Origin of the sequence: Streptomyces sp. CAU 1734 (assembly GCF_039888735.1) — a bacterium.
Taxonomy (GTDB): domain Bacteria; phylum Actinomycetota; class Actinomycetes; order Streptomycetales; family Streptomycetaceae; genus Streptomyces.
The window spans coordinates 1-23,872 of sequence record NZ_JBDQQP010000012.1 but is presented as its reverse complement, the minus strand read 5'-3'; the positions used below and the strand labels follow the sequence as shown (position 1 = coordinate 23,872).

Here is a 23,872-nt window from a genome sequence, read left to right as displayed (position 1 = left end):
CGCGTTGCCCCCACTGTCTGGCCAGCGGATTCGACTGCCACGGCACCCTCTCGGAGCGGGTTGCGTGTGGGTCGGGCTCACCGGGGGCGCAGCGGCCCCCGGTGAGTCGGCTGTCAGGCGGCGAGAGTCAGCAGCTTGTACGCCTCGGTCTTGCGATCGGTGACGGCTCCGGAGTCGGCCAGTGAGCGGGCGGCGCGGCTGGAGCCGGACTTCGCCGGTGCGATGTGGTCCAGGTACTCGCCGATCGCGTTCCAGCCCGCCCAGGCGGTTCCCCGGATGGTCTGCTGCGTCGCGGCGTCCTCGAACAGGCCGCGCAGCGCGTTGTTCCGGACGGCGATGTTCTTGTGCTGCGTCTTGCTCGGGAGGGCCGGGTCGTCGAAGACGCGGGTGACGACCTTCTCGAACTGTCCGAGGGTCAGCGGAGTGTCGAGCAGGCGCTGTGCCTCGCGCTCGAAGGCGTCCTGCCACTCGAAGAGGGTGGCGAGCGACTGCTGGACCTTGAGCAGCTTGACCGGGGCCGAGGCGGTGTGCGGGATCGAATACTTGTGCTTGGCCCCGGAGATGATCAAGCGCTGCATGTTGCCGCAGTCCAGGCGGGTTGAGCCGATGTGCAGGGAGTTGGATGAGGAGCCGTTGTGGCTGCCGAAGAGGGTCAGGTGCATCCTGTGCTCGTCGATGCCGCCGATGCGTACGACGCGCGGCAGGGTCATCGAGATGAAGTACCGGCTGCCGTTGCGACCGTAGGCACCGAGCTTGTGGAAGGTCGCGCCGGACTCGCGGCGGACCATGTCAAGGATCTCCTCGTGGTCCTCTACCTGGACGGCGGTGTACTGGTTGCCGACCCGGCCCATGTACTCGGCGTCCCCCGTGGAGGGGTTGGTGCGGATAGCCGCCCGGGTGTCGGGCATGGCCAGCTCGGTTACGCCGGACTCGTCCGCGTGACGGGCACGGGTGTCCGTCCACAGCCGGACGTTCCAGTTGCGCATGTGACCCATGTCCAGGGCCTCGCGGGCGGTGTCGGCGGCCGACACGTCGGTGCCCAGAATGGTCCAGGCGTCGGGGCGGCCCGGCGCGCGGCGGGCGGTTCCCTCAGTGCTGGGGATCTCAAGAACAGTCACAGCGTCTCCCTCGTCCAGTGGAGGCCCCGTCCGACCTCCTGACACATATAATATACCTCGGATGGGTCGACTGAGTCAAGTTTTATGTGTCATAATGGATGGGTGGCCCGGGGTTCGCGAGAATGCGCAGGCGCAGCATGGGGTGCGCGCCCCCGGACAAGTCGTGACGAGTGGAGGACAAGAGATGGACAAGCGTGCTGTGAAGCGGGCGAACGCCCGCGCCTCAGTAGTCGTCGTGGTGGGGACTCTCGCCTTGGCCGCGGCCCTGGCGGCAGCCTCGAAGAACGCGGGCGGACTCAGCCTCGCGGCTGCGGCGTGCACGGCAGTCTGCACAGTGTGGCTTGCCCGGGACGGCTGGCGCCGGCGCCACCAGGAGCGGGTGGCCAAGGCCACCGGGGCCGCCGACGAGCGCGGCTGACGCACCGTCGGCCGGATGCGGGCGGACGGTGCGGACGCGCGGACATGAGGACGGAGCCAGACGACAGGGTCGAAGCCCTCCGCTTCCGGAGAAGCGGACTGCAAGATCGCCTGACCCCTCGCTACAGCCCGGGGGGGTTGGAGCCGTGAGAACGGCGGGGCGGGAACACGGTCCCCGCCCCGATCACCGGCTGTCGGCGGGCAGCTTGTTGTTCCTCTCCAGCCACGCCCGGACGTCCCCGACGTCCCGGGTGCTGCTCTCGTCCTTGCCGGGGAAGGCGTCGCTGAACTCCTCAGGGACGTAATGGCGCTCGAAATGCTTCACCTGGCTCACCGTCAGGCCGAAGTGCCGGGCCAGGGCCGTAGGACGCAGCCGCGCGGGCTGCGCGCGTGCCGGAGCTCCCCGCAGGAGCCGGCCGACCTTGCGGGTGTCCTCGATGCCGAGCACCTCCGACAGCCACTCGGCCGGGATCTTCACTCCGGCCGCCTTCGCTGCCCGGGCGCGCTCGATGAGGTCGCGCTGCCCCAGTGTCAGACCCTCCGCGTCGGGATGCTCCAGGCCGTCGGCGGCATTCCGCAGCAGCCACCCGCGCACCTCGGCCCAGTCCGGCGCCCCCGACTCACCGGGTCCGGGCAGCGGATCGTCGTGACGCAGCAGCCACGAACGCACCTGCGGCCAGGGCCGCCTGCCGTCGTCGCCAGATGCGGGGAAGGGGTCTACACACTCGCCCGGCTGGTTGGCCGTGATGTGGTGCCGCACGGCGGCCGGAGTGACACCCAGGACGCCGGCGAGCTCCTTGATGTTCATGCGCTCCAGCTCCGGCTGGACCCGCCGGGCAGACTCACCCATCGCACGCGGGCCGAGCCGGTCATCCCCTGCGAAGGACTGCGACAGGTACCACTCCAGCACCTTGGTCTTGCTGCGGTACTTCGTGCGGCCCCGGGGCGGGGCCGACTCGCCCGGGAACGTCTTGTCATGCGTGATCCAGTTCTGCACACCGGGCACGCCACGTCCCGTGGCGCCCGCGATGTCGCGGGTCGTGATGTCCTCGGGAAGCTCGGCAAATGCCTTGATGACCTCCTGACGGCTCTTCATGGCGACTCCAGTAGCTGTAGCGGGGGCGGGTGGAGGGAGACCACGCAAGACGGGTCACTCTCTCCTGATATTCATTAATCTATACGCAAGGTTCTTGACTGTCAAGTTTTATGTGCCTGCGTGGTCAGGTGGAGGCGTAGAGGGCGACGGCCGGCAGCGCGCCGGGCGGCGCCGCGTCGGCGGGGTCGCGGGGATGCGTTTCGTAGAGCCCTCCGACCGAGCCGCGGCCGGTGATGTCCGGGACGTACAGGCCGGTGTGCACGAACGACACGGGGGAGAACTCGCCGCCATCGGCGCAGTGGTCCGGCGGCGCGAGCACGACGAGCGCGTCGTCGTCGACATCGGCCAGGTCGGCGAGCCTGGCCCGCAGCTCGCCCAGGCGTACGCCGTGAACCTGGACCGGCCAGGGCGAGGACCAGCCGTCGGCGACACGGGCTACCGGAGCGCCGTCGTGCTGGCCATCGGCGGGGGTGAGGGTCCGGCAGCGGTAGCGGTGGCTGCCTCCTCCGTTGCTGTAGACGGAGCCGGCCCGCCACCATCCGGCGGGGATTGCCAGGGTGTCCTGGTCGAGGCGGATGATGCTGCCCTCGCGCAGGTCGCGGAACGTGGTGTCCCCCCGCAGCGTCAGCGCGTGGAGGTCCACTTCGACCTTCTCCGGGACCTCATCGGGGCATTCGGCGCTCAACGGGTGCTTGCTCCTTCGGGTGCGTGGTGGGCGGGCCGGGAAGGCATGGTCAGGCGTCAGGGCGCGTGTCGGCGAGCAGTTCGACGACGAGTTGCAGCAGCGTCTCCGTGGGGTCGGAAAGGCTCAGGCGGCGCAGTTCGGTGGCGGCCCGCAGGTGGCCCAGTACGACTGGCGGGAGCGCCTGCGCGGAGGCTGAGCGGCCCAGGGGCAGCGGACGCGCGGTGTGCGCCTCGACGATGTGGGCCTTGCGGCGGAAGATGGCCTCTTCTTGCTCGTTGGGCAGGCCGACGTCGCCGTGGACCGAGCAGACGGCGGTGTAGTCGGTGAGCGGCCCGGCTGGCAGAGCTCGAACGGTGATCCGCTCTTCGGTGCGGCCGAGACGCGGGAGGCCCGACTGAGGCTCAGGGGCGATTGCAGTTGGCGGCGTGCGCACCCGCCACGTGGACCAGCACGTCAAGGCTGTCGTCGTGCTCGGCGTCGCACAGGCGGGAGCCGCATGTGGTGTGGATCAGCTCCAGGTCGTGCTTGACCGGATCAGTGGAAGCCCGCAGGACGTAGTGCTGGAGCGAGCCGGGGTCGGGGCTGGTTTCGGTGACGGTGTTGGTCACGCGTTCCTCTCCATGATGGTCCGGACGAGACGGTCGAGCGCAGACAGGCGGGGCCAACGCGTACTTTCCGAGAGTTCGTACGGCACGCGTGGGAGCTACAGAATCCCATCCTTTCAATGATCATTATTCTATCGCCAAGCCTGATCGGCAGTCAAGTTTTATGTGTCACTATGTGATGACTCCCCGGGCCTGGGCTCGCGTGCCATGACGGGCGCAGTCTGCGGCCCGCGAGCGCGGCGCCCTTGCCGGCGCCGTGTGGAAGGCGACTCCAGCGGCAGCCGCTGCCGCCGCGGTGTCCCCCGGTCGACGCGTGCGAGGCCGACGTGCAGTGCCTGCTGCGGACATGCAGCAGCTGCACGGCCGCGGACTCACAGCGCTGGCCGTGCAGCGCCGGGCCAGGGCAGCGCTGCTGGCAGCACGCTGCACGCGGACTCCTGCCCGCAGGCTCTCGTCATGCTGCGCACCAGAAGTGGCAGTACGGCGAGCGTGTGCAGCGCGCTGCAACACAGCGTGTTGCACACCCTTCACCTGCACTTTCGCCGGGCAGCAGCTGCACCACCGGGGGTGCAGCTGCTGCCGTGCTGCCGTCGCGTGCGGGGCGTCGTGCTGCGGGACTGCCCGGCTCGGCCGTTTAGTGAACGGCGACTCGCGGCGGCCTGCTGCACGAGGAGAACCGTGGCACGCAGGACGGCAGCAACGCCTCCGGATCGGCGGTGATGCTGCCCAGACGAAAAGCTGAAGCAGGTCTTCGTCTGGTCCGGCGGGCGGTGACCGTGAGGCTGTCCGAGCGGTCCCCGGTGCCCGACAGCCTCACGGTGTCGGAGGTCTGCCAGCAGGCCGGGTGGATCCTCGACCGTTCCGGGCCGAAGGTATTGGTGGGGCTCTCGGCCGAGAGCTGTCACCTGGGCGGCGCTGATCGGGCGCGAGACACATCCTCCTCGGCTCGGCGACCGGGAGCGCGTGCCGGAAGCGGGGATACCGAGATCGGCCCCAGCATTCATTAATCTGGCAAGAGGGTCGGAAGTGGTGGTGCTCAGGAGACTCCAGCGCGAGAGCGCGCGGTGAATGGCGGAACGAGCTGGACCGCCGGCTGCCAGAATCGGGGCGGCGGTCGCGGGAGACCCGTGTTGGGACGGCGCTCCGGCTCACCGGCCGCGCCGCCGAGGAGGGACACGGGGTGTGTCGCCCGCGGAAGCGGGCGAGGTCTGAGCGGGCTGAGTGCGCCGGTTGTGGAGCGCGTCGAGCCAGCGGCTCCGAAACGCCGCTATGCAGCGCGTTGATGAGGCCACCCCTCTGCCCTATCTGCTGCGGCCCGGCCGAGCCGCAGCAGATAGGACAGAGGGGTGCGCCGTCTGACAGGCCGGACGGCGCAGAGGACGTCGAACGGGTGAGGCGCTCCGGCTCGTTGAGGGTGCGGGAACCACTCCAGCGTGTCCGGCCGTGGAGCAGGGCCTGCGGCGCGGCCGGGCCGGCCCCTTCCGGCGACGGTGGCCGGGCAGGGCGCCGAACTGTCACGAGAGGTGTCACGCCGGGTGTCACGCCGGGTGTCACGCCGGGTGTCACGGCGGGTGTCACGGTGAATGGCGTGACACCTCTGACCTGCGTCGATGCCTGAGATTCGAGGCGTGAGCGCCTCAGGGCACCTCTAGATCCAACCCCGGCGTGCAGTTGGAGGGACGACGTACTCGGAGCAGCCGGGGTGGGGCTCCCGGAGGGTCTTCGGCTGCTCGACCTCCGCCGGGTCGTACAGCCAGGGGCGCTTGCGCCGGTCGATCGACCACTCAAGTTCGGCGCTCAGCGAGCGCCGCGTCGGCCCGAACGCCAGGCGGTGGCTGTTCGCCCACGCGCCCGCCGTGCCGCCACCGACCAGACGGCCCAGGCACGACCAAGCGTGCGGGGTGAACCGGCGCCGGAGCGGATGCCTGACCTTCTCCCATTCCTGCTCGGCGGCATCCAGTGCTCCGGCCATGGACTTGAGCTGGTTGATGTTCGCGCCGAACCCGGCGAGCAGCTCGGCGTTCAGGCAGGCCGGGCGGCCGTGGTAGACGAACAGGGGGAACTCGGGATGCCCGTCATCGGCCCGCAGGGGGGCGGCGAGCAGGAGTTCGTGCAGGGCCTCGTGGAGGTGGGTGGTGGTTAGTCGGGTGCTCGGCACAGCGTTCTCTCGGCTTTCCGTAGCGTCCGCCGGCGGGGCTTGCCTCCCCATCAGTTGACATTATTCTATCGCGCGAGTCGGATTGGAGGCAAGTTTTATGTGTCAAATATGGGAAGGGGGGGAACCCTGGTTGCGGCTCTATCCTCGCTCGGCCCGCTCGGGGCGGGGTGTGCGCTGGCGTACCGGGTGCCGTCGCAGCTCCAGGTAGTGCACGCCGCGCTCGAAGAGATGGAATTCGAGCATGACGCGCACCTTCTCCGCCCGCGGGAGGCCCTGCCGCTTCGCCTCGGCGGCGAATTCGTCCAGTGCGAAGGCGGGATCGGTGAACACCTCAACCACTTCGCTGCCCTCGTAATGCTCGCCGCGCGACATGATCCACACGTATTCGGCGGTGTCGGTCGAGGTTTCGCGGGGCAGATGGGGCACCGATTCTCCTTCGCCTGGGGGTCGGGTGGTCTTCCGCTCCGGAAGGTCCACCCCCTGAACAATCATTATTCTACCCTTAAATCCTCTCATTGGTCAAGTTTTATGTGTCGCCCTGGGGGAGGGTCAGGCGCATCGGCCGTATTGACTGGGGTGGCTGTCGATGCGGAACTCCACGGGGATCATGGCGTCGGGCGAGCGCAACTCGGGGTCGGCGAATTCGCTGCTCACGCCGATGAACACGCTTCCCTCGTCCGTGATGAAGGCACCGATCCGGAGCCCGGCCAGAACGACGACGGGAAAGGTGTCGGGGTCGCTACGGTCCGGCGGGAGATAGCCGGCGGTCGTGTTGAACTGGCGGGCGCGAGTGGGGAGGGACATGGATTCCTTCGGGGTCAAGGTGTGTGAGCCGCGTACGCGGTCCGTGCCGGTGCCGTCGTCCTGCTCCGCTGCAGGCTCGACGGAGCGCACCGCGCGGCCGTGGGCGAGGTGGTGCAGCGCGCCGAGGATGGGGACCGAGAACACGGCGCAGAGTCCGGAGGGCTCGGCACACGGACGGCCGCCGTGGCCGGGGCGAGCCAGGTGCGCACGACACAGGAGGGCGGCGAGGGTGAGCAGGTCTGCCGATACCGCCCCGTGGAGCAGGCGGCACACGCGGTGTGGGTGGTCGGAGGAGTGCTTGCCGGTGGACCCGCAGGTGGTTCAGCGGTAGCGGCGGCGGTGCGAGTGCCGGTGGCTGAGGTGCTGGAGCGCGCACAGGATGGCGAAGCCCGCGAGGAACATGACGGTGTCACCGGCTGACAGGAGAGGCGCGGTACCTGTGCTGGCGAGCAGGGCACCGAGGAGAAGCCCGGCGGCCACCAGTACTAGCAGCGCGTCGGTGGCCAGTGCGAACCCGGCCCGTGCGGGCCGGTGGTGGTCGGTATGGCCCTCGTGCAGTGCGCAGGTGAGCATCAGCGCACCGAGGCCGCCGACCAGGACGAGCGCCAGAAGCATGACCGAGGTGGCCCCGCCGAAGAGGGCGGGCAGCACCCCGGCGACCAGGACCGGGCGGCCGACGGAGGTGCACCAGCGGTGCGGGAACGAGCGGGCGGCACGGGGAGTGTCCATCGAAAAGTCTCTCCAGGAGGTGAGGCAAGCGGTGTGCGGGGCCGGGCCGCGCCCCGTCTGGGGCGCGGCCCGCTCCGTCAGAGCTGGAAGGCCACTCGCACCGGCCACTTGCCGCTCACATCGAAGACCTTCACCTGGTAGGCCGAGGGGACATAGGCGGGCTCAACGTCGGACCACGTGGCCGCGTGGTCCACCGCGTCCTTCTTCATCAGCTCGCGGGCCACCTCCACCACCTGGGAGCCGGGCACGCCGCGCTTGGTCTCCACGGCGTAGTTGAACGGCGCGGGCTCGTGGAGGCGGACGTCGTAGGTGCCTTCGGGGGCGATGGCGGGGAGAGACATGAGACTCCTTCGATGGGTTCTGTAGCGGCCGTTCGGGGCGCTTGCATCACCCCGTTCCGACAATCATTAATCTACCTCAACCAGTGAAGCGGAGTCAAGTTTTATGTGTCAGTTGTTGGTGGTTGATCGCCGGTTCCGGGGGAGTCGTGGATCACGCGCTCGGTGATGCCCTGCAACGCCACCACGTCGGCCGCCGACGGCCCAGGCGGTGCGCGATACAGGGGAGCACGCAGTTCGAAGATCGCGAAGCGGGCGGCGCACAGGCCCACCCCGCCGCCTTCCTGCACGGCCGGGCACGCAGCGCGTTCGTGAGAATGGCGTCACCGCTCACTCAGGAAGTTCGCCGTCGTCCGCCCCCATCTCCAGGTCCATCAGAACGCGGGCGCGCGCTGCCATGTCGAGCTGGCGGCTGCTGAGGTCTTCAGGTTCCCCGTAGACCGCGTCAGCCGCCGTGCGGACCAGGCACTCCAGTTCGTCGGGCGTGAACGACGCGCTCACGCCGACGAGCGCGGTGGAGCGACGTGTATCGGCTGCCGGGTGAGCCGGCTGATCGGGGCTGGTGGTCTCGTGCGACATGGAACTCCTCGGATAGCCGTGGACGGTGTGCGGCCAGCGCGGCGCGGACGCGGTGGCGGGAGGGCCGATCAGGAACCGCAGTCGGTCCCAGCCTCAAGGGCTGCAAGGACCAAGACGTCCACGTCTTGGCCTACGTAGCTGCGGGCCTTGAACTCGCCGTCTTCCTGCGATCGGGAGCCGGGCAGGTCGTAGTCGGAGTAGTCGGGGAAGTCGGGGAAGTCGGAGTGATCGCGCTCGCGTTGGACCGTGGCCGTGACCGACAGGACGGCCTTCAGTGCGGTGCGGAGCTGCTCGGCGGAAGCGGTCTGGATGAGCGTGCGGATTCTCTGTTGGCGCTGGTCGGCCTGCAAGTCGACTCCTTGCTTCTCGGCGGAGGGGAGTGGAGGGCGGGCCGCCAGGTGCGGCCCGCCGGTGTGGGTGGTCAGATGACTCTCATCCCGAAGAGGCGGGGCGAGTCATCGCGTACGCCGCACGAGTCCTCGGTGCAGTCGCGGCACAGGATGGGGCAGCCGCAGTCGTCCCGGTTGTAGACGTGCCATCCGGCGTCGTGCGCGGCCTCGGTGCCCTCGTCCTCGTCGTCGAGGAAGGCGGACTTCCGGTTGCACTGGTCGCAGGCGATCCTGTCGAACTCCACGACCTCCATGGGCCGGGTGAGGGTGGCGGCCGGGGCCTCGGCGAGCATGGTGGTCATGGCGACTCCTGTCCTGCGGTGTTCTGTAGTGGCGTCGTCCGGGGCGCTTGCATCACCCCGGCCTGTATTCATTAATCTACCCCATGAAGGGATAGCAGTCAAGTTTTATGTGTCAGCATGAAGCGGGAGAGTGTCTCGCGGGAGCGGGGCTCCTCGCGGCTGAGTGACACATAAAACTTGACTTATGCTGGCCTGGAGGGTAGATTAGTGAATAGGGGGCGGGCGATGCAGGCACCTGCCGGCCTGCTGCGTGCCGAACGAAGGAGCCGACCGTGATCGACCCCGCCACCGCAGTGAACACCCTTGTGGACACCATCCGGGATCGCGAGGGCTGGGCACGGACCGGTTCGGCGTGCGCCGATGCTCGCAACGACGGCGAACTCGCCGGTCTTTACATCGCGCTCGACGCCCTCACGGGAAACCGGCACCCCGACGAGGCCGCAGGCCGCCGCGTCTTCGCACGTCTCACCTCGCATTAGTGCACAGCACCTGACAAGGAGGCAGATCGGTGAAGCAGAAGAACAGCCACATCCCCAGCTCGAAGAACCGCGTCCGCGCGCTGGCGGTCCAGAACCTCCGGCGGTCCGGCGCGAGTGGCCTCCACGCGGGCGGGACCAACCGGCAGCGCGACCGCAGCGGAGCGAAGCGGGCGGCGATCCGCTACTCGTCCCTGTCGGGGTAGGAAGCACCGCTGCTCACCTGCCAGGCGCTCGCAGCGCCTCATCTACTGTCGCCGAAGTTGAGGGAACACATGTACGTCAAGGACATCCAAGAGGGTCTGACCTACGAGCGTGCGAACGATGCCGGACGCTGGCTGCGCGTCAAGGTGACGCGGATCTGGGCGTCCGAGGCTGGGCCCGCCGTGGCCTTCGACGCCTTTGGCGCCGACGGGCGGGACAGCCCGTCGACCACGCACAGCGCGATGTCCGTCAACCGCTTCGCGGAGGTCTACCGGCCGGACGCTGCGACGTCTGCGGTCCTCTATGCCACGCCCGAGGACGCTGCGAATGCGGCGAAGCTGCACCCGGGGGACCGGGTTGTCACCATCGAGATTGAGTACATCCGCGCCCGGGTGGGACGGTGGCAGTACGACGGCAAGGTCTCCCGTGTGGACGGCAGCACCCAGACCTTCGCCTACCGCGATCGTCAAGGCCGCGAGCGGACCACGAACCGGTTCTCCCCCGTGAAGTGACGAACGGCAGCCAGGGGCGGTGTCCCTCCCAGCCTGGTGTCACGCCGCCTGTCACGGTGACTCAATAGTGGCCCTGAACTGCGAAGAAGACTTCAACAGGGCAAGCCACAGGCGGGCGTGACAGCGTGACACCGCGCCTCATGGAGATGCCGCCCGCACGTCCGTCGACCGACGGATGTCTAACGCCGACGACGCCTCGGAAGGATCGCCCCGGGAGGCTCGCGACGCCGCGACCGATGAACTCGCCCTCGGGGCCTGGCTGTGGGCGGGAAACGGCCCCCGCAAGGGATTGCCAGCCGAGGGCACCCCGGCTGCTCGCCTTCCGGGCCGCTTCCGCGGTCCCTACCGGCCCCCGCCGCCCATTGGCGGCCCGGTCTCCAGCGCCCCGGGTGCAGTCAGCCGGCGTCTGGGTGACGGGCGACTCCTCTTGTGTGTGGGTGTGTGCCGCCCCCCGACCCGTGACACATATAGCTTGACTGTGAGGCGAGTTTGATGTTAGTCTTTATGTGTCAGCAGGGGTGATCGACCCGGCTGGCGCCGAATGGTGCGGAGCGGCCGGTCCGCGTTGTTCGGCAGGTCCGTAGCTCAGTTCGGTAGAGCGTCCCCCATGCCGGGGGAGGGGCAGGGGTTCGAGTCCCCTCGGATCGCGACGTGCCGGTGTGCGTTTTTCCTGAGGCGTTGTCCCTATTGAGAGGGCGCGCACCGGCACGACAGTACGGACTTGCCCGGTTGATCACCCGGGTGGGTTGAAGGAGGGAGGACGCTTCCTCTGGAGCGGTAGCTCAATTGGCAGAGCGGCCTTGCGGGGTTGGTTACGGGTTCGAATCCCGTTCGTTCACGATGTGTCAGCGGGGTGGTGGTGCCTCCCCGGGCGGATCCGGTCCGCTGGCACGCGTCGCCGAAGGCTCCTGGGGAGGGGCCTTCGCGACCCCGCCCCGGCCGGGGAAGGTGATGGGCAAACCCTTCGCGGGCCCTACCTGATCCGATCCCCGGCTGGTGGCGGGAATCCACGCCCTCGTGGAGTAGTCCGGCTATCTCGCCCCACTCTCGATGGGGAGACCGCGGGTTCGAATCCCGCCGGGGGTACCGGCGGCGTCCCCACCCCCTCGGGGTCGCCGCTCTCAGCTTTCCGCCCTGCCGCGCTTTCCTCGGCGGGCAGCGCACACGCAGGCTCTTGTCGTCCATGCGGTAGGACACCGGGTTGTCAGTCCGGGAAACGGGGTTCAAGTCCCCGCAGGAGCGCTCACCGCTCACCTCATCCCCCCTGGGGGAGCGGTGCCCCGGCCGCCGGGGCGGGACGTGCGAGCCGTACGGATTCCCCACGCCGTGCGCTGACTCGCTTCCCGTCCCCGCAGGCCGGACCTCATGAACACCGTCTGCCGGTCCGGCCCGGAAATCCCCGCCATCAGGCGGTGTGTCCGGGACCCGGGCCGGCGGGCGGCCATGTACTGCGGTGCTGCTGGAAGGAGCCACGACTCATGGGTGCCTACGAATTCATCACCCCTGGTGCGAGCGGGGACGTCGAGCGCGCGTTCTTCAACGCCAAGGCGGACGCGGTCCTGGAGTCCGGGCGCCGCCAGTACACCGGCACGATCGCCGAGAAGGATGGCTTCGTACTGGTCGCGGACCGTCCCATGTCCCTGGCCGCTGCCGAGGAGTACGCCACGCACCTGCTGAACACCGACGACGAGCGCATTCGTGACAAGCGGGGCCCCGCCGGGGCGATCCCCGTGGACGACGGCAGCTGGATATTCGTGGGCAACGCCTCCGCGTGAGCCTTCCCGCCGCCCGCTGACCGTCACCCTCCACGCTGTCGGGAGCCACCCCCTTGACTGTGACCACGAAGACCGCCGCGCGGCGCCAGACCCTGGCGGACCATGCCCGGGACGCCCAAGTGATGGCCGACCCCTTCGCGCCCTGGGCCCGGCAGGCGGCTACGTTCGCGCCCCGGGTGCGGCTCTGGCCACCGGACGGCTACCGTGCTCCCGATGCAGGGGAGTTCACCGCACTGCGCACCAGTGCGGCCCGGTTCGCGCGGCACGGTATGACCCGTGCCGCCCGGGAGCGCATGGACAGCGCAACGCTGATTCGCGGCCTTCAGCTCATCGAGATCATGGGCGACAACAGCCGCGCCGTCTACGAGTACGCTCAGACGCTGCGCCGCGAGATGACCCGTCGCAATCTGGTCCACCGGTCGATCGCCCTCCCGCGGTGCGAGTCGTGTTCGCACAGCACCGAGCGGCTCTTCGAGGCAACGCAGAAGACCCATCCGGGCGTGAGCAACAGGTCGTCGGAGCTGCTCTCCTCGGCCTGGTTCTGCGCACGCTGCTGGTCCGGCGACGACACCGGGGACGGCGATGACGATGACGAGGACGGGGCCGGTGCGTGATGAAGAGCCCTGGCGCCGGTGCGCCGGACATCCCGCTGTTCCCGCCGGCACCGCGCAGCCTCAGTGGACGGCCGCCCGGGGAATCCCGTGCAACGACGCCGCCGAGGAGGACGCCGTGCACCTGCTGAAACCGACGGCGAGCGCATCCGCGACAAGCGGGGCCCGCCGGGGCGATTCCGGTGGACGACGGCGGCAGGCTCTTCGTGGGCAGCGCCTCCGCATGATCCCGGCCCGGCGTCCTGGTCCTGGCGGCCCTTCCCGGGGAGCGCTCCTGTGGCGCGCTAGCGGTGACGGCCCGGACGATCCTGACGCGCTGACCGTCTCGGCGCAGTCCTCGGAGAGCACGACGCCGAGGTTCAACCACCCCTGTGACTGGAGATCCTGTGCCCGTTTACCTTGACAACCCCCACGATTACGGCTCGCGCGGGCCGGACGGGGAGGGGTGGAACCGGCTCTCGATCAACGCTCACTTCGACGCACCTGCCCACTGCGGGCTCCGGCCGGTCCGGTTCGCCTCGCTCTTCGAGGCCCGTACCGGGCGGCAGCGCTGGGGCGGCTTCGAGCGGTGCGCAGACCCCAAGCTCGCCCTGGGGCCCGCCCCGGCTGCCTCTCCGGACACGCCGCGTGTTCAGTGCGGATCCTGCCCCGTCCACCAGAACGCGCACGCGGATCCTTCGCTGCCCAGGTGGCCCGGCCGGACTCCGCTGGTGCTCGGTCGGGTACGGGACTGGCCGCGTACCCCCGGAATGTGGATCGCCGACCCGGCCGCCGGACGAAGCAGCGTCCACCTGCACACCTGGCAGGGCCAGGACACCGGCATCGTCGTCGGCTGGCCGGATCTCGCAGTCGCCACCGGGATCCGTATGACCTGGCAGTTCCACGATCAGGGCGGGGAAGCCTTCTGGATCGTCCGGCTCAGCCTCGGTGCCGAGCAGACGGTTGTGCGCACGAAGAAGTACCGGGACCACACCCGGCACGTGCTGTACGCGGCGGGTGCCCGGCGCCTGGCCGGGGTGAAGTGTCACGGAGAGTGCGCGCACGAGGACTGGCACCTGCGCCACCTCGCCGCCGACCTGGCCGACTCGGCCGTCGTGACGCCCGCGAACGGGGGTGCTGCGGCACCGGAGCTGCCCGAGCGCCTTCCCGGTGTGCCGTCCTTCTCGCTGGCCCCGGAAGACGGCACGGCCGTGATTACGCACGCGGCCAGCCGCGGATTCGGCGCCTCGGTCATGACCGTCGACGCGGAGGTCCCGACCTCAGAGGGCGTCACTGCCGCCCTGCTCGCGCACATTGCACGCGTCGCGGCCTGGTAGAGCTCTACCGACCGGGGACCGGCCGGATGTGTCTGCGGGTCTGCCCCGCTGCGCTCCCGCTGTCCCCTTCCGTTCAGGGTCTCCCGCCTGGAAAGCGCCGGCTGCCCAACGGGATCCACCAGGGCAACCTGCCGCGCCTCGCGGGTTCGGCCGATGCCCGCCCGCACCGTCTGCTATCCCGCCGGGCCGCAGCCCCGCAGTTGCAGATCCGACCTGGAGGTTCACCCGTGCCGTCGTCCAGAGGAGAGCGTGCCGCCCGAGCGGTGGCCGCCAAGTTCGCCGTTTGGCGCCCGGCCGTCCGCCGCCGAAGTGACGGGGGACGGGGAAGCGTCGGCTTCCCCGGCTACCCGATCGGCAGCCCGGAGCACTGCTGGTGCGGTGCGGCCCGGGACCACGAATGGGCGAGCAAGGAGGCCGGTGCCCCGCACCCGCCGCCCCGGTCAGAGGGGGGAGAGCAGGGGTGAACACGCCCGTCGCGCTCCGGCCGGCCTGACCGCCCGCTCGGCCGAGTGCGGCCGTTGTCCCTGCCCCGGGGTCCGCGAGGCCGTTGCCCGCCGTGCCGCGTTTCTGTGCGTCGTTCCGGCACCGCACACCCACCGCGCCACTTCGGAGTACCGGTACGCCGGGGCCGGTCCGGCGGGCCATCGGCCGCCCGCCGCGACAGCGGCCTGTCCGTGTCTGCCCGCGCCGGGCAGTGGTGTCCCCATACGAACTGTGCGTTCGCTGGCCGAGCGTGGGAGCCCCCGGCGTGCCTGCCGTTCTCGGGCTCCGGTCCTTGCGGTGTCGCGTCTTGGATCCGCCCGCCCGTGGTCGTCCGTCCGCGTCCGCCCTCTCCTTCCCGGCCGCGTCGCCGCTGCGCCCCGCGGCCGTTCCGGTCGCCGGCGTCCGTTCCTCCCGCGCTCCTGCCCACCGATCTTGTCCGGCCGCGGGCTCCCGACCCCGGCGTGCCGTTTGCCTGGCTGTGCGCCCGCCCCGCACCGACGGTGTCCGGTAACGGACTTCAGCGAACGCCTGGTTCCAGCGGCCGGCCCTGTCACGCCCACTCCGTGCTACTCGGCACCGCGGTCCGTTCGTCGGCGGGCGGGGAGCGGGGCGGAAGGCCGGGCTGCCCGGCTGACGTCAGGATGCCAGGTGTGCCTCCCTCGTGAGGGCTCTTGTTCACGCGCTGCTGCCAGTGCCTTCCCCCTTCCGGGGCGGCTGGGCTCAGCCGGGGTCTGCTGCGCCGGCCGGTTCACCGCCCGCCGCGGCCCGGGGCGCCCGTCCTGCTGGCGCTCGCGGCCAGCCGCGCTGTGCAGCGTCACCAACAGGGGCACTCCTCACTAAGTGACACATATAACTTGACATTTATAGGTCTTGCAGGGTAAATTAATGAATGGAGCGGGCGGGTGGCGCGATCGCGTCGTCGGTCGCTGTGTTATTCGGCCGACGCGAGGAGTTCGGAAGAGATGCTCACCGACTTGATCCGCCAGATCCGCGCCTGGCTTCCTGCCCAGATGCAGACGATGGAGTACTCGTGCGGCCGGTGCGGTCTGAAGGCGGAGATCACTGATCACCCCGACAACGCCCGCCGCCTGCTCGACGCGGTCCTTTCCCACGGCTGCAAGCCCTCACCCCGGGGCAAGACCCTCTGACTCCCGGGCGGCGCCGTTGACGCGCTCCGCATCACCCGCCCCCTCGGGCCGGGGCCGTCCTGCGGCGCCCGGCCCGGCCGTGATCCGCCCCGGTCCGCCGGGTCTCGCCCGTCTGTGCCCGCCGTGCTTCCCCCGTCGAGAGAAGGAACCGATCATGGCCAACGCCACTTACGCCTCTGTCCGCAACTACCTCGGCAAGGAGTTCCCCTTGAGCAGGACGTCTACCGGGCGCCGGTCCGGGCAGCGCTGGTCGGAAGGTGTCCAGGTCCGCACCTCGCACGTGCTCGGCGTGATCGTGGACTACGTGGAGTGCAGCGCGGCGTGGGGCTCTGACGGCTCGCTTCGGAAGGAGAGGCAGGTCGCCGTCCGGAAGTATCTGGAGCAGCGCTTCACCGTGAAGGACCACCCCGCCGGTGGCGGCCGCCTGGTCGTCTCCGGCAAGTGAGCCGCGGCCCGGGGGTTGGTGGCGTCGAACACCGGTGGAGCAGCGTTCGGCCTGCCTTGAACGCGCTCGCGCCGCCTGGTCCCGTCCGGCCCCCGGGCCCGCCCGCGCCGTCTGGGTTTGTGCTGTGCCGGTGCCCGTCGGCTGTGCTCGGTCTGTCTCCGTGCCCGTCCGGCCGTTGCGTTCGTGACTCCGCAGTCCGTCCCGGCTCCCGCTGCGCCCGTGTCTTCGTCCGGCCCCGACCCGGGTCCGTGGCTGAGGTTGTTCTCGGCGCTCCGGTCGCTGTGGTGCCGCGTCCCGGGCCACCCGTCGCATTCGCTCGGTCCGGGCCGCCCCGTCCACGTGGCCTGTCTGTCGTGTCCCGGTTCGTTACCTGTGCCGCGATGCCGGGAAACACGGGCGTTTTATGTCCCTTGGGAGTCTCGGCGGGGCGCCCCGCAGTGATCAGGCGACGGGGACGGTGGCGATATCGGAGAGGACGGCGGAGGCCAGGCGGCGCTCGAACATGCCGAGGACGAGAAGGAGCTCCTCCACGCGGGCGGCATAGTCGCGTCGCCGGCGGACGGGCGAGGAGACGTACCCGGACCAGATGAGCCGTGCCTGGCGGGCCGGAAGCGTGCACAGGGCCTGGAGGTGGCCGGGGAGAGGCTCGCTGGCGGGCCGCGTCCACGCCTGCAAGTCCGGCGAGATCGCTTCAGCGCGTACCCACCGGGCGCCGCAGAGGTAGGTGTCGATCTGCTCGGGGGTGACCGCCGCAACCGCGTCGAGGTCGAGGTGGACGTACTGCTGCACGAGATTCAACTAACGCTCCGATCGACAGAGAGGCTTGCCGCACCCGTGCCCGGATCGGGGCTCACGGGCCCGGCTCCGGGGCTGAGGGCAAGCGGGGAGTGAGGGCGACGTCGAGGACCTCGACGGATGTGCGAAGGCCGCTCCAGCACCACCAGACGTGAAGGGCCGCGCTGTTGTCCTGGACGACGGAGGCGTACGCGGGGCCGCGGTGGCCCGGAAGCCGGGCGGGCGCGGTGCCCAGCCGGGCGTCGTACGGGTTTTGGCCGAGCCACTCCGTGAGGGTCATGAGCAGAGCCCGGCGCTGGCGCGCGGCCGCAGCGACGTCGGGCGGGGTGATGAGGCGTCCGCCGGCCAGTGCCTCGTCGGGCAGGATCAGCCGCTCAAGACGGATGTCGACGCCGGGGTGCAATGCCACGGGCCAGGTCATGAGTCCTCCGGGTCTGATCCGGCGCGGCCCGTGGGCGAGTGGCCTTCTGGGGGTGCGCCGGGGGTGTTCGCAGGCTCGGTGACGACGCCGGGCCCGCGTCGCCTACGGGTGGCCGAGGCTGTTAAGCGCGGCATCGTCCCCGTCCTGCGCCGCTGTTGCCGGTTCCGCTCCGGCAGACCGTCAGCCGGGCTGCTTGTCAGGGCTTCACCGTGTAGTGAATGCGGGCGTAGGTGATCGCGTCGGGACGGATGCCGAGGGTGCGCAGGTACTGGCGGATGGCGTCGTTCTTAGTACGCCCGGTTGCCCGGTCTGCTGCGGGGGTGCCCTGGGTAAGGGTGTTGTTCACGTACCAGCCGGAGGCGCGTCCTGCGGCGTTGCGGGTGCGCCCCAGGGTGCCCTGGGGCGGCCGGGCGCGGCGGGTGCCGCGGAGGACGGTCACGACGCCGTGGCCCGACCCGGTCAGTTCGGCTTCGACGGTGACGAGGCGGCCGGTGGCCTCCAAGTGCAGCAGGCGCACGTGGTCGACGGCGGCTGCCGGGACGGCGTTGCCCCAGTGGTTGGCCCGGCCGTCCGGGAGGTTACTGAGGTGCGTCTCGTACAGGGCGCGCCCGGTGCCGGTCAGGACCGGGTCCCACTCGCCGGTGGTCGTGAGCAGGCCGCAGGTAACGGCGTCGCCGAGGTGGGTGCCCAGGCCCAAGGCGGTGGTGTGCTTGATCGGGTCGCCCTCGGCGGTGCCCTTGACCAGGGCGAGGACGTGCGTTGGGCTGGCGAGGAAGTCGGCCATAGTCGGCGCTCCTTGTCGGGGGAGGGTGGCGGCGCGCCCGCCCTCATTCATTAATATATCTCAAGGGCTCTCATCGGTCAAGTTTTATGTGTCGAGCCTCGGACCCGCCTGTCGCTCGGTCCGGGCCGGCCCGCCCCTGCGGCCCGCCTGCGGTACTCAGGCATGCTCCCCGCCTCTCGGTGTCGCCGCCCGCCTGTCGGGCGGGGGTGCCTCGCTTGCGGGCGGCGCGGCTGTATGACACGTAAAACTTGACTCAGTGGAACTTGTAGAGTAGATTAATGAATGAAAGGTGTTGTTGTTCGAACTTTTATGGGAGTGCCTGTGAATCGCAGTCTCACGCGTCGCCTTGTGCGGGTTGCCGCCTGTGTGCCCTTCTCGCTCAACCCCAACGCGCACGTCGTCGTGGTCACTCTCAAGTGGGCGGCGGAGCCCGTGAACTGCTGGACGCCTGGGCCCGGCTTCATCCGGAGCGGGCGCTACTGGGACCGTGACAACGGTGACGGCACCCGCACCGGGGTGATCGCGGGTTTCCGTCCCGGCCCCGGGCACCCGCCGGTGCCCGCCTGGGACGGAAGCCGTGGGCCGTGGGCGGATGACGAGGTGTGGACCATCACCACTCCCCGTGCGGCGGACCTGGACGACCTGCTGAACTCCAAGCCCTACCGCGCGATTCCCCTGGCGTCTGTCACCGATGTCCTGGTCACGCGCGAGCCCTACAGCGGCCATCCCGCAGCTGCTGCGGCCGCGTACCGCGAGGAAGTCGCCAAGAGCTACGGCTTCTCCGAGCAGGGGATCACCGTGGACGACTGCGGCTACAGGGTTGTCCTCATCTACCGGCCGAACCTCCCGTCTCGCACCCACCCCGTCTCGATGGCCCGCACGCTCGCCGGGATCGCCGGTGAACTTGGCGCGCGTGTCAGCATCCGGGCTTCAGCCGATCACACCAGTTCCCCCTACGGACTCCCGGAGCTGAGCGGTGTGGAGGCGGGCAACGCGGAGTGCGTGCACCTGTAGGCACCCGCACGCGCCGACGGGGTGGACGGTCTCGCCGAGCTGTCCAGCCCCGTCACCGCCGTCACCGCCGACGGTGACAGGATCCGCGTACCTCTGCGGGTCGCGGAAGGGGCGGGACGATGCGAAGCACCTTCGGGTCCACTGTGGGCCGTTCGCACCCGGAGCCGGGGGCGTCCCCGACGCCCGTAGGGGTAAGGATTCCGAACCGCTTCGGTCGCGCCCGGCTGCACAACCGACCTGAGGCGTCGACGGCCACGCCTCCCCATAGGAGGCCCTCGCCTGCATCGACCTCTACCTTCACCGCTACGGCCCGTTCTGGGACTGGTGGCCACTCGTCTCCCCACCTGCCGATCCGCCCCGCCCATCCGCCACGGGGCGGCGGAAACACATCTGACCGACTATCGGCACTTGACCTGCGAGGAGTTTCCCCTTTGACGCGAAACGCGACCGACCAGCAGACACGACACACCTCTCTGCCCGCGTTCAGGAAGTACCGCCCCCTCCCAGCGGGCGAGCGCGATCAGCCCCGGATGACCGTCCGGGACGTCTTCGGCGTCGACGGCTGGTTCTTCGACCCCGACGCCGCTGCGGCCTCCCGGCCGTGGGCCTTCGCCGTGCTCCACTTGCCCGGAACGCACACACCCTCGGGGCAGGGCTGGGCGGTGCGGGGCGTAGACGGCGACCGCCGCCAGTACGGCCCCCTCGCGCTGACCCGCCGCGACGCCGTATACGGAGCCAGCCCCTACCTCCACACGGAGAAGCCCAGTGCGCTGGTCCGTGTGGAGGCTCGCCGACAGCGCCTGGTGCTGCACGTCCGGTGTGCCTGCCGCATCTCCGAGGCTGCGGTGAAGGCGGAGTTCACGGACTTCACCGGCACCGCCGCGTGGCTCGACAAGGACCCCGGGGCCCGCTGGCGCTTCTGCCGGAGCACGCCGAGGCGCATCACCTGGACCGGCGGCGCGGGCCTCACGCAGAGCGGAACGGTCCGGGGCACCTGCCGCCACCACACCGGCCGGGCTGTCATCTCGGTCGTCGACGACCTCGGCTGCTACCCGAGGGTGTTCCTGCGCGATCTCACCCCTGACGCGCTCTGAGGATCGCTTCCCGGGCCCCGGCCGGCCGTACCGGTCGGGCGGCTCCTCGCTTCCGTGCCCGGCTCGCCGCCGCCTTGCGTGTCGCACAGCGGCTCGGCGGGCTCGTGCGGCGGCCTCGTTCGGCGCGGGCACTCGCCATGCGACACATATAGCTTGACATCAATAACCCTGAACGGTAGATTAATGCTTAGTGGTGGCTTGCTGTCGACGCCTTTCCACCCCAACCCCTCTTCAAGGAGTCACCATGACGGTCATCCTGGTTCTCTCGGCTCTGGCCCTGGGCTATGGCATCGGGGTCGTTGGGCCGTGGAACCTGCTGGGTGCATGGGTGTTCGAGCAGTGCGCGCCGCGCAACGTGAACCGCTGGACCGGCAGCCGTGTCCGCACCTACATCCTGTTCGCCCTCCTCGCGGTGACCCATCCTGTGGAGGTTGTGGGGATTTGGCGCAATGCCCGCGAGGTCAAGCGGGAGCGTCGTGCCGCCCAGGCGTGAGAGTTCGAGGCGTTCGGGCGCTGCGGTAGCGGTGCCCGAACGTCTTTCTCCGTTCTGCGGCATCTGCTGTGGCCGTGTGCACGGCCGTGGCCTGTGGCTTCCCGCTCGTTGTCCGTCCCGTGGGCCGGGCCTCCGGCTCCGCCTGGGCAGGCGTGACACATAAGACTTGACAAGTATCCCCTTTGGGGGTAGATTAATGAATGAACGGGGGTGTTGTCGCTTAGGTGCCTGGCGGTTGCGCTGGCCCCGTTTCATCGGAGAGGGGGCGATCGTGATCCGCCGGAGCCGCACGTTGAACTACGGTCACAAGAGCCGTGGCAGCCGCTCGTACGACCGGACGGTCAAGCGCATAGCCAGGCGCCGCGAGGGCCGCCTGTGGCGCCGCGAGACCGCGGGGTGACCGCTGGCCGCGTCCGTCGGGGCACAGGCCCTTCGAACCGGGGCGGGGGTTCGAGCGCAGGAGCACTCGCCCGCCACGCCCGGCCGCGCGCGACTCCGACGGCCTGCTGGACATCGCCGTCGGCTTCTCCGGCGGTCACGCTCAGGCCGGAGAGGTGCGGATCCGCCGGGGTCGGCGTCCGCGAGGCCATCGGCCTCTGTCGGCACCAACCGCGCCCGCTCCTGGACCGCTGACCCGCACACGGTCCGCCGGATGCCCTCCGACGCGGCTCTGCCGTCCGTCCCGTACCCACCGGCCGACGGCGCCCCTACGACTAGGAGACTTCGCATGGAACTGCATCAGCTTCGGACTCCCGCTGATCCGGGTTTTCGTCTTGACCTCGACGGGACCGCCCGTTTCGTTCACGAGGGCTACACCGTCACGGTCGAGGTGCGCTGGGCCGAGCCCGATGACGGCCGGTACTACAGCAAGCCGACGGATCACGTTGAACACGATGTCGTCCTGACCGGCACCGTGGAGCTCGAAGGCGTCGGTGTGGGCGCATCGCGCTCGTTCGCGAACGAGCGCGATGCCCACAGCATGAGGGAGGCGATGGAGGAGGTTGTGCGCGACGCCGTCGACAGCGCCCGCTACACCGTCGCCCGCCTGAGCGCCCGTGTGGAGGAGACCGACCGCAAGTACGGCGCGCGGCAGCCGTAGATCCTCACCACCTGCCCCGCACCGGCCGCCATTTGTGCCTCCGCTCCGCGCGCCACCTCCCGGCCGATGCCGCGGAGGTGGACGCGGGCGGCGGCCGACGGGGTGGAGGAGGTTCTTCCCGCCGACGTCGGCAGGTGGACGGCTTCGCGGGGCCGCTCGTCTCGTGGCTGCGGGTGTGGGACTGGTCGCCGGTGCTGCCTGCGGGCGTTCTGGCCGGCTGCGGGCCGGTGCTTCATGCGGTGTGGCGTCTGAAGTCCGCCGGCCCGCCCGGCCCGCGCACCGCCCCCGCCCTCGTGCCGGTCAGGGGGAGGGCCGCTCTGACCGCCGCCCGCGGCCGCCGTGGCGCTGGCCGGGGACGCGGGCAATGACGGCTGCGCGGTGGTCCTGCGCCGCCTCGTGGCCGCCGACCCGGTCGCCCGGACAGCCGGTCCGTTCCGTCGTCCTGGCCGTTCTCAGGCTGCCGGAGCCTGGCGCGTTCCGCCTCGCCGAGGCTGCTGCCGGGTGCCGCCCCTCTCGGCCCTGCCCGCTGCCGGCGGTTCTGTCCTCCGCCGCTCGCCGTCGTGCCGCCCGCGCCGTGACCGGCGACGGCGTATCGGTACCGGCTGTTCGCGCACGTGCGCCCGGCCCGTTCGCCCCGTCCCGTAGTCCTCGCCGTTCACCGGGCCCGCGCCCCGCTCCGCTGCGGTGTGAGTGGAGCTGGCGCCGGCCTTGTTGCCTGCGTAACTTCCCAGAAGGCTTCCTGGAATAATTCTGGGAATAGTTCTAGGATTCTCCTCATGACGAAGACATCTGCCCGGAAGATCGAGGAGACCCGCCTGCGGGGTGTCGCGCGCCGGCGGGGGATGGTGTTGCAGCGGTCGCGTGCGCGTGATCCGCAGGCGCTCGGGTATGGCCTGTACCGCATCGCGGACGCCGAGACGGGGTCCGTCATCGCGGGAAGCGGTGTGGGTGGTTACACGATGACGCTCGACCAGGTGACTGCCTACCTCGCCGACGACACCGCGGCGGGCGCGGGAGCCGGGACCGAGTCCGGGGCGGGCGCGGTCGGGCCGTCGGGCCCGGTCGACGAGGAGGCCCTGGCGGCGCGTGTCGTGCGCCTGGAGGAGGCGTTGCCGCGGGCTCTGCGCCTGAAGGCCGTGGCCGAGATTCTTACGCATGACGGCCTGGAGCTGGAGGGCGTGCTGCGGGCCTGGGAGTTCCGCGCCTGGCCCACGGCGCAGCGCCGGGCGGCGCTGGATGAGCACCTGCGGGCCCACGGGGAGGCGCCTGCGGCCGGCTGAGCCGACGTTCGTACCATGTCAGCGCTGCGCCCCGCCCCCACTTTCCTTGGGGGCGGGGCGCTGGCATGGGCGGTTCAGCGCTTGACGAGCGTCACCCAGTAGGAGCCGCCCCGCTTGACGACACCGACGCCGTACTTCCTGCCGAGGCCCTTACGGGTCAGCGACTCGGCGTGGCGCCGCTGCGCCTTTCGGGCCTGAAGCAGGCCGTCGGAGGTGGCGGGGAAGCTCTCCAGGACCTCATGTGCCATGCGGGTCTCCGTCTCTGAGTGATCGGCGGGCGGATGTACGGCCCCGCCCGGTATTAATTAGTCTACCTTGCGGGGTGGATTGATGTCAAGTTTTATGTGTCAATCGGTTCGCTCGGTTTGTTGGTGTTCGCGGTCCTTGGGCCGTGTGGCTCTGATCGGTGCGCTGCGGGATGGTGCCGGTCTCGCGGAGGGTGCGGCCGGGCGTGCCGCGGCCGCGCTGCTGGTGGGTCCGGCCGTGCTGGGTGTGCCCGCCGTCTGGTGGGCCGAGCCGGCGGCTGCCGGGGTGATGGTGTCGCCGCGGTCCGCGGGCTGGCGGAGGCGTTCGCACACCGGCCGGGGTGTTCGCGGGTGTGGCCGTCGGCGAGGCGGTGTGGCTGGGGTTGGCGCGCTCCAGGGCCGCCGCCCTGCCCGGACCTGGCCGGCGCCGGCCTCGTCGCCGGGCGCGCCGCCGCTC

31 protein-coding genes and 4 tRNA genes are annotated in these 23,872 nt (G+C 70.2%); 18 read left to right on the top strand and 17 right to left on the bottom strand.

Going from position 1 to position 23,872, the window contains the following annotated elements; genetic code table 11:
• Positions 1-113 precede the first annotated feature (113 nt).
• A complete protein-coding gene (locus AAFN69_RS22920; RefSeq protein WP_347730555.1) occupies positions 114-1,118 on the bottom strand; it encodes a DUF932 domain-containing protein in 1,005 nt (334 codons plus the stop codon).
• 184 nt (positions 1,119-1,302) lie between these two features.
• Here AAFN69_RS22920 and AAFN69_RS22915 point away from each other — a divergent pair, with 184 nt between their 5' ends.
• Entirely contained in the window at positions 1,303-1,536 is a 234-nt protein-coding gene (locus AAFN69_RS22915) for a hypothetical protein (RefSeq protein WP_347730554.1), read from the top strand.
• 183 nt (positions 1,537-1,719) lie between these two features.
• Here AAFN69_RS22915 and AAFN69_RS22910 read toward each other — a convergent pair whose 3' ends face one another.
• From AAFN69_RS22910 to AAFN69_RS22855, 12 genes are all read right to left on the bottom strand, one after another.
• The gene (locus AAFN69_RS22910) at positions 1,720-2,631 is read right to left on the bottom strand and encodes a hypothetical protein (RefSeq protein WP_347730553.1); all 912 of its coding nucleotides are present in this window, start codon (positions 2,629-2,631) and stop codon (positions 1,720-1,722) included.
• A gap of 124 nt (positions 2,632-2,755) precedes the next feature.
• Complete coding sequence (locus AAFN69_RS22905; RefSeq protein ID WP_347730552.1) at positions 2,756-3,316, bottom strand: hypothetical protein; 561 nt, start codon at positions 3,314-3,316, stop codon at positions 2,756-2,758.
• A gap of 49 nt (positions 3,317-3,365) precedes the next feature.
• Complete coding sequence (locus AAFN69_RS22900) at positions 3,366-3,749, bottom strand: hypothetical protein (protein WP_347730551.1); 384 nt, start codon at positions 3,747-3,749, stop codon at positions 3,366-3,368.
• Entirely contained in the window at positions 3,718-3,924 is a 207-nt protein-coding gene (locus AAFN69_RS22895; RefSeq protein ID WP_347730550.1) for a hypothetical protein, read from the bottom strand. Before AAFN69_RS22895 ends, AAFN69_RS22900 begins: the two co-directional genes overlap by 32 nt.
• Before the next feature lie 1,645 nt (positions 3,925-5,569).
• On the bottom strand, positions 5,570-6,079 hold the full coding sequence (locus AAFN69_RS22890; protein ID WP_347730549.1) for a hypothetical protein: 510 nt from the start codon (positions 6,077-6,079) through the stop codon (positions 5,570-5,572).
• Positions 6,080-6,217: 138 nt separating this feature from the next.
• Complete coding sequence (locus AAFN69_RS22885) at positions 6,218-6,505, bottom strand: hypothetical protein (RefSeq protein ID WP_347730548.1); 288 nt, start codon at positions 6,503-6,505, stop codon at positions 6,218-6,220.
• 123 nt (positions 6,506-6,628) lie between these two features.
• The gene (locus AAFN69_RS22880) at positions 6,629-7,027 is read right to left on the bottom strand and encodes a hypothetical protein (RefSeq protein ID WP_347730547.1); all 399 of its coding nucleotides are present in this window, start codon (positions 7,025-7,027) and stop codon (positions 6,629-6,631) included.
• Positions 7,028-7,204: 177 nt separating this feature from the next.
• Entirely contained in the window at positions 7,205-7,612 is a 408-nt protein-coding gene (locus AAFN69_RS22875; RefSeq protein ID WP_347730546.1) for a hypothetical protein, read from the bottom strand.
• Positions 7,613-7,689: 77 nt separating this feature from the next.
• On the bottom strand, positions 7,690-7,953 hold the full coding sequence (locus tag AAFN69_RS22870; RefSeq protein ID WP_347730545.1) for a hypothetical protein: 264 nt from the start codon (positions 7,951-7,953) through the stop codon (positions 7,690-7,692).
• 327 nt (positions 7,954-8,280) lie between these two features.
• Positions 8,281-8,529 carry a hypothetical protein gene (locus AAFN69_RS22865; protein ID WP_347730544.1) on the bottom strand — a complete coding sequence of 83 codons (249 nt, stop codon included), beginning with the start codon at positions 8,527-8,529 and terminating at the stop codon, positions 8,281-8,283.
• 68 nt (positions 8,530-8,597) lie between these two features.
• Positions 8,598-8,879 (bottom strand): hypothetical protein, encoded by a 282-nt coding sequence (locus tag AAFN69_RS22860; RefSeq protein WP_347730543.1) that lies wholly within the window; start codon positions 8,877-8,879, stop codon positions 8,598-8,600.
• Between the two features lie 71 nt (positions 8,880-8,950).
• Positions 8,951-9,220, bottom strand: a complete 270-nt coding sequence (locus AAFN69_RS22855; protein ID WP_347730542.1) for a hypothetical protein — start codon at positions 9,218-9,220, stop codon at positions 8,951-8,953.
• Between the two features lie 272 nt (positions 9,221-9,492).
• Between AAFN69_RS22855 and AAFN69_RS22850 the strand changes: the two genes are divergently transcribed.
• From AAFN69_RS22850 to AAFN69_RS22795, 12 genes are all read left to right on the top strand, one after another.
• Positions 9,493-9,699: a hypothetical protein gene (locus AAFN69_RS22850; RefSeq protein WP_347730541.1), complete on the top strand. Its 207-nt coding sequence runs from the start codon at positions 9,493-9,495 to the stop codon at positions 9,697-9,699.
• Between the two features lie 29 nt (positions 9,700-9,728).
• On the top strand, positions 9,729-9,902 hold the full coding sequence (locus AAFN69_RS22845) for a hypothetical protein (RefSeq protein ID WP_347730540.1): 174 nt from the start codon (positions 9,729-9,731) through the stop codon (positions 9,900-9,902).
• 69 nt (positions 9,903-9,971) lie between these two features.
• Positions 9,972-10,412, top strand: coding sequence for a hypothetical protein (locus tag AAFN69_RS22840; RefSeq protein ID WP_347730539.1), 441 nt, complete (start codon positions 9,972-9,974; stop codon positions 10,410-10,412).
• A gap of 572 nt (positions 10,413-10,984) precedes the next feature.
• Positions 10,985-11,061: transfer RNA gene (locus AAFN69_RS22835), tRNA-Ala, on the top strand.
• 122 nt (positions 11,062-11,183) lie between these two features.
• A tRNA-OTHER gene (locus tag AAFN69_RS22830) sits at positions 11,184-11,252 on the top strand.
• A 171-nt stretch (positions 11,253-11,423) separates the two neighbouring features.
• Positions 11,424-11,498 (top strand) — tRNA-Glu (locus tag AAFN69_RS22825).
• 84 nt (positions 11,499-11,582) lie between these two features.
• A tRNA-Asp gene (locus AAFN69_RS22820) sits at positions 11,583-11,654 on the top strand.
• Positions 11,655-11,890: 236 nt separating this feature from the next.
• Entirely contained in the window at positions 11,891-12,187 is a 297-nt protein-coding gene (locus AAFN69_RS22815) for a hypothetical protein (protein ID WP_347730538.1), read from the top strand.
• Between the two features lie 53 nt (positions 12,188-12,240).
• Positions 12,241-12,801: a hypothetical protein gene (locus tag AAFN69_RS22810; protein ID WP_347730536.1), complete on the top strand. Its 561-nt coding sequence runs from the start codon at positions 12,241-12,243 to the stop codon at positions 12,799-12,801.
• Between the two features lie 383 nt (positions 12,802-13,184).
• The gene (locus AAFN69_RS22805; protein WP_347730535.1) at positions 13,185-14,114 is read left to right on the top strand and encodes a hypothetical protein; all 930 of its coding nucleotides are present in this window, start codon (positions 13,185-13,187) and stop codon (positions 14,112-14,114) included.
• Positions 14,115-15,559: 1,445 nt separating this feature from the next.
• A complete protein-coding gene (locus AAFN69_RS22800) occupies positions 15,560-15,745 on the top strand; it encodes a hypothetical protein (RefSeq protein WP_347730534.1) in 186 nt (61 codons plus the stop codon).
• 154 nt (positions 15,746-15,899) lie between these two features.
• Positions 15,900-16,190, top strand: a complete 291-nt coding sequence (locus AAFN69_RS22795; protein WP_347730533.1) for a hypothetical protein — start codon at positions 15,900-15,902, stop codon at positions 16,188-16,190.
• Positions 16,191-16,631: 441 nt separating this feature from the next.
• Here the strand turns inward: AAFN69_RS22795 and AAFN69_RS22790 are convergent, their stop codons facing one another.
• From AAFN69_RS22790 to AAFN69_RS22780, 3 genes are all read right to left on the bottom strand, one after another.
• Complete coding sequence (locus AAFN69_RS22790; protein ID WP_347730532.1) at positions 16,632-16,988, bottom strand: hypothetical protein; 357 nt, start codon at positions 16,986-16,988, stop codon at positions 16,632-16,634.
• A 52-nt stretch (positions 16,989-17,040) separates the two neighbouring features.
• A complete protein-coding gene (locus AAFN69_RS22785; RefSeq protein WP_347730531.1) occupies positions 17,041-17,406 on the bottom strand; it encodes a hypothetical protein in 366 nt (121 codons plus the stop codon).
• A gap of 196 nt (positions 17,407-17,602) precedes the next feature.
• A complete protein-coding gene (locus tag AAFN69_RS22780) occupies positions 17,603-18,190 on the bottom strand; it encodes a hypothetical protein (RefSeq protein WP_347730530.1) in 588 nt (195 codons plus the stop codon).
• 366 nt (positions 18,191-18,556) lie between these two features.
• Here AAFN69_RS22780 and AAFN69_RS22775 point away from each other — a divergent pair, with 366 nt between their 5' ends.
• The 5 genes from AAFN69_RS22775 (at position 18,557) to AAFN69_RS22755 (ending at position 23,170) form a co-directional block, all read left to right on the top strand.
• Positions 18,557-19,204: a hypothetical protein gene (locus AAFN69_RS22775; protein WP_347730529.1), complete on the top strand. Its 648-nt coding sequence runs from the start codon at positions 18,557-18,559 to the stop codon at positions 19,202-19,204.
• A 431-nt stretch (positions 19,205-19,635) separates the two neighbouring features.
• Positions 19,636-20,298 carry a hypothetical protein gene (locus AAFN69_RS22770; protein WP_347730528.1) on the top strand — a complete coding sequence of 221 codons (663 nt, stop codon included), beginning with the start codon at positions 19,636-19,638 and terminating at the stop codon, positions 20,296-20,298.
• 244 nt (positions 20,299-20,542) lie between these two features.
• Positions 20,543-20,791 (top strand): hypothetical protein, encoded by a 249-nt coding sequence (locus tag AAFN69_RS22765; protein ID WP_347730527.1) that lies wholly within the window; start codon positions 20,543-20,545, stop codon positions 20,789-20,791.
• Between the two features lie 727 nt (positions 20,792-21,518).
• Positions 21,519-21,890 (top strand): hypothetical protein, encoded by a 372-nt coding sequence (locus tag AAFN69_RS22760; RefSeq protein WP_347730526.1) that lies wholly within the window; start codon positions 21,519-21,521, stop codon positions 21,888-21,890.
• 776 nt (positions 21,891-22,666) lie between these two features.
• Positions 22,667-23,170, top strand: coding sequence for a hypothetical protein (locus AAFN69_RS22755; RefSeq protein ID WP_347730525.1), 504 nt, complete (start codon positions 22,667-22,669; stop codon positions 23,168-23,170).
• A 74-nt stretch (positions 23,171-23,244) separates the two neighbouring features.
• On the opposite strand, the gene AAFN69_RS22750 is transcribed toward AAFN69_RS22755, so the two are convergent.
• Positions 23,245-23,418: a hypothetical protein gene (locus AAFN69_RS22750; RefSeq protein ID WP_347730524.1), complete on the bottom strand. Its 174-nt coding sequence runs from the start codon at positions 23,416-23,418 to the stop codon at positions 23,245-23,247.
• Positions 23,419-23,872 lie beyond the last annotated feature (454 nt).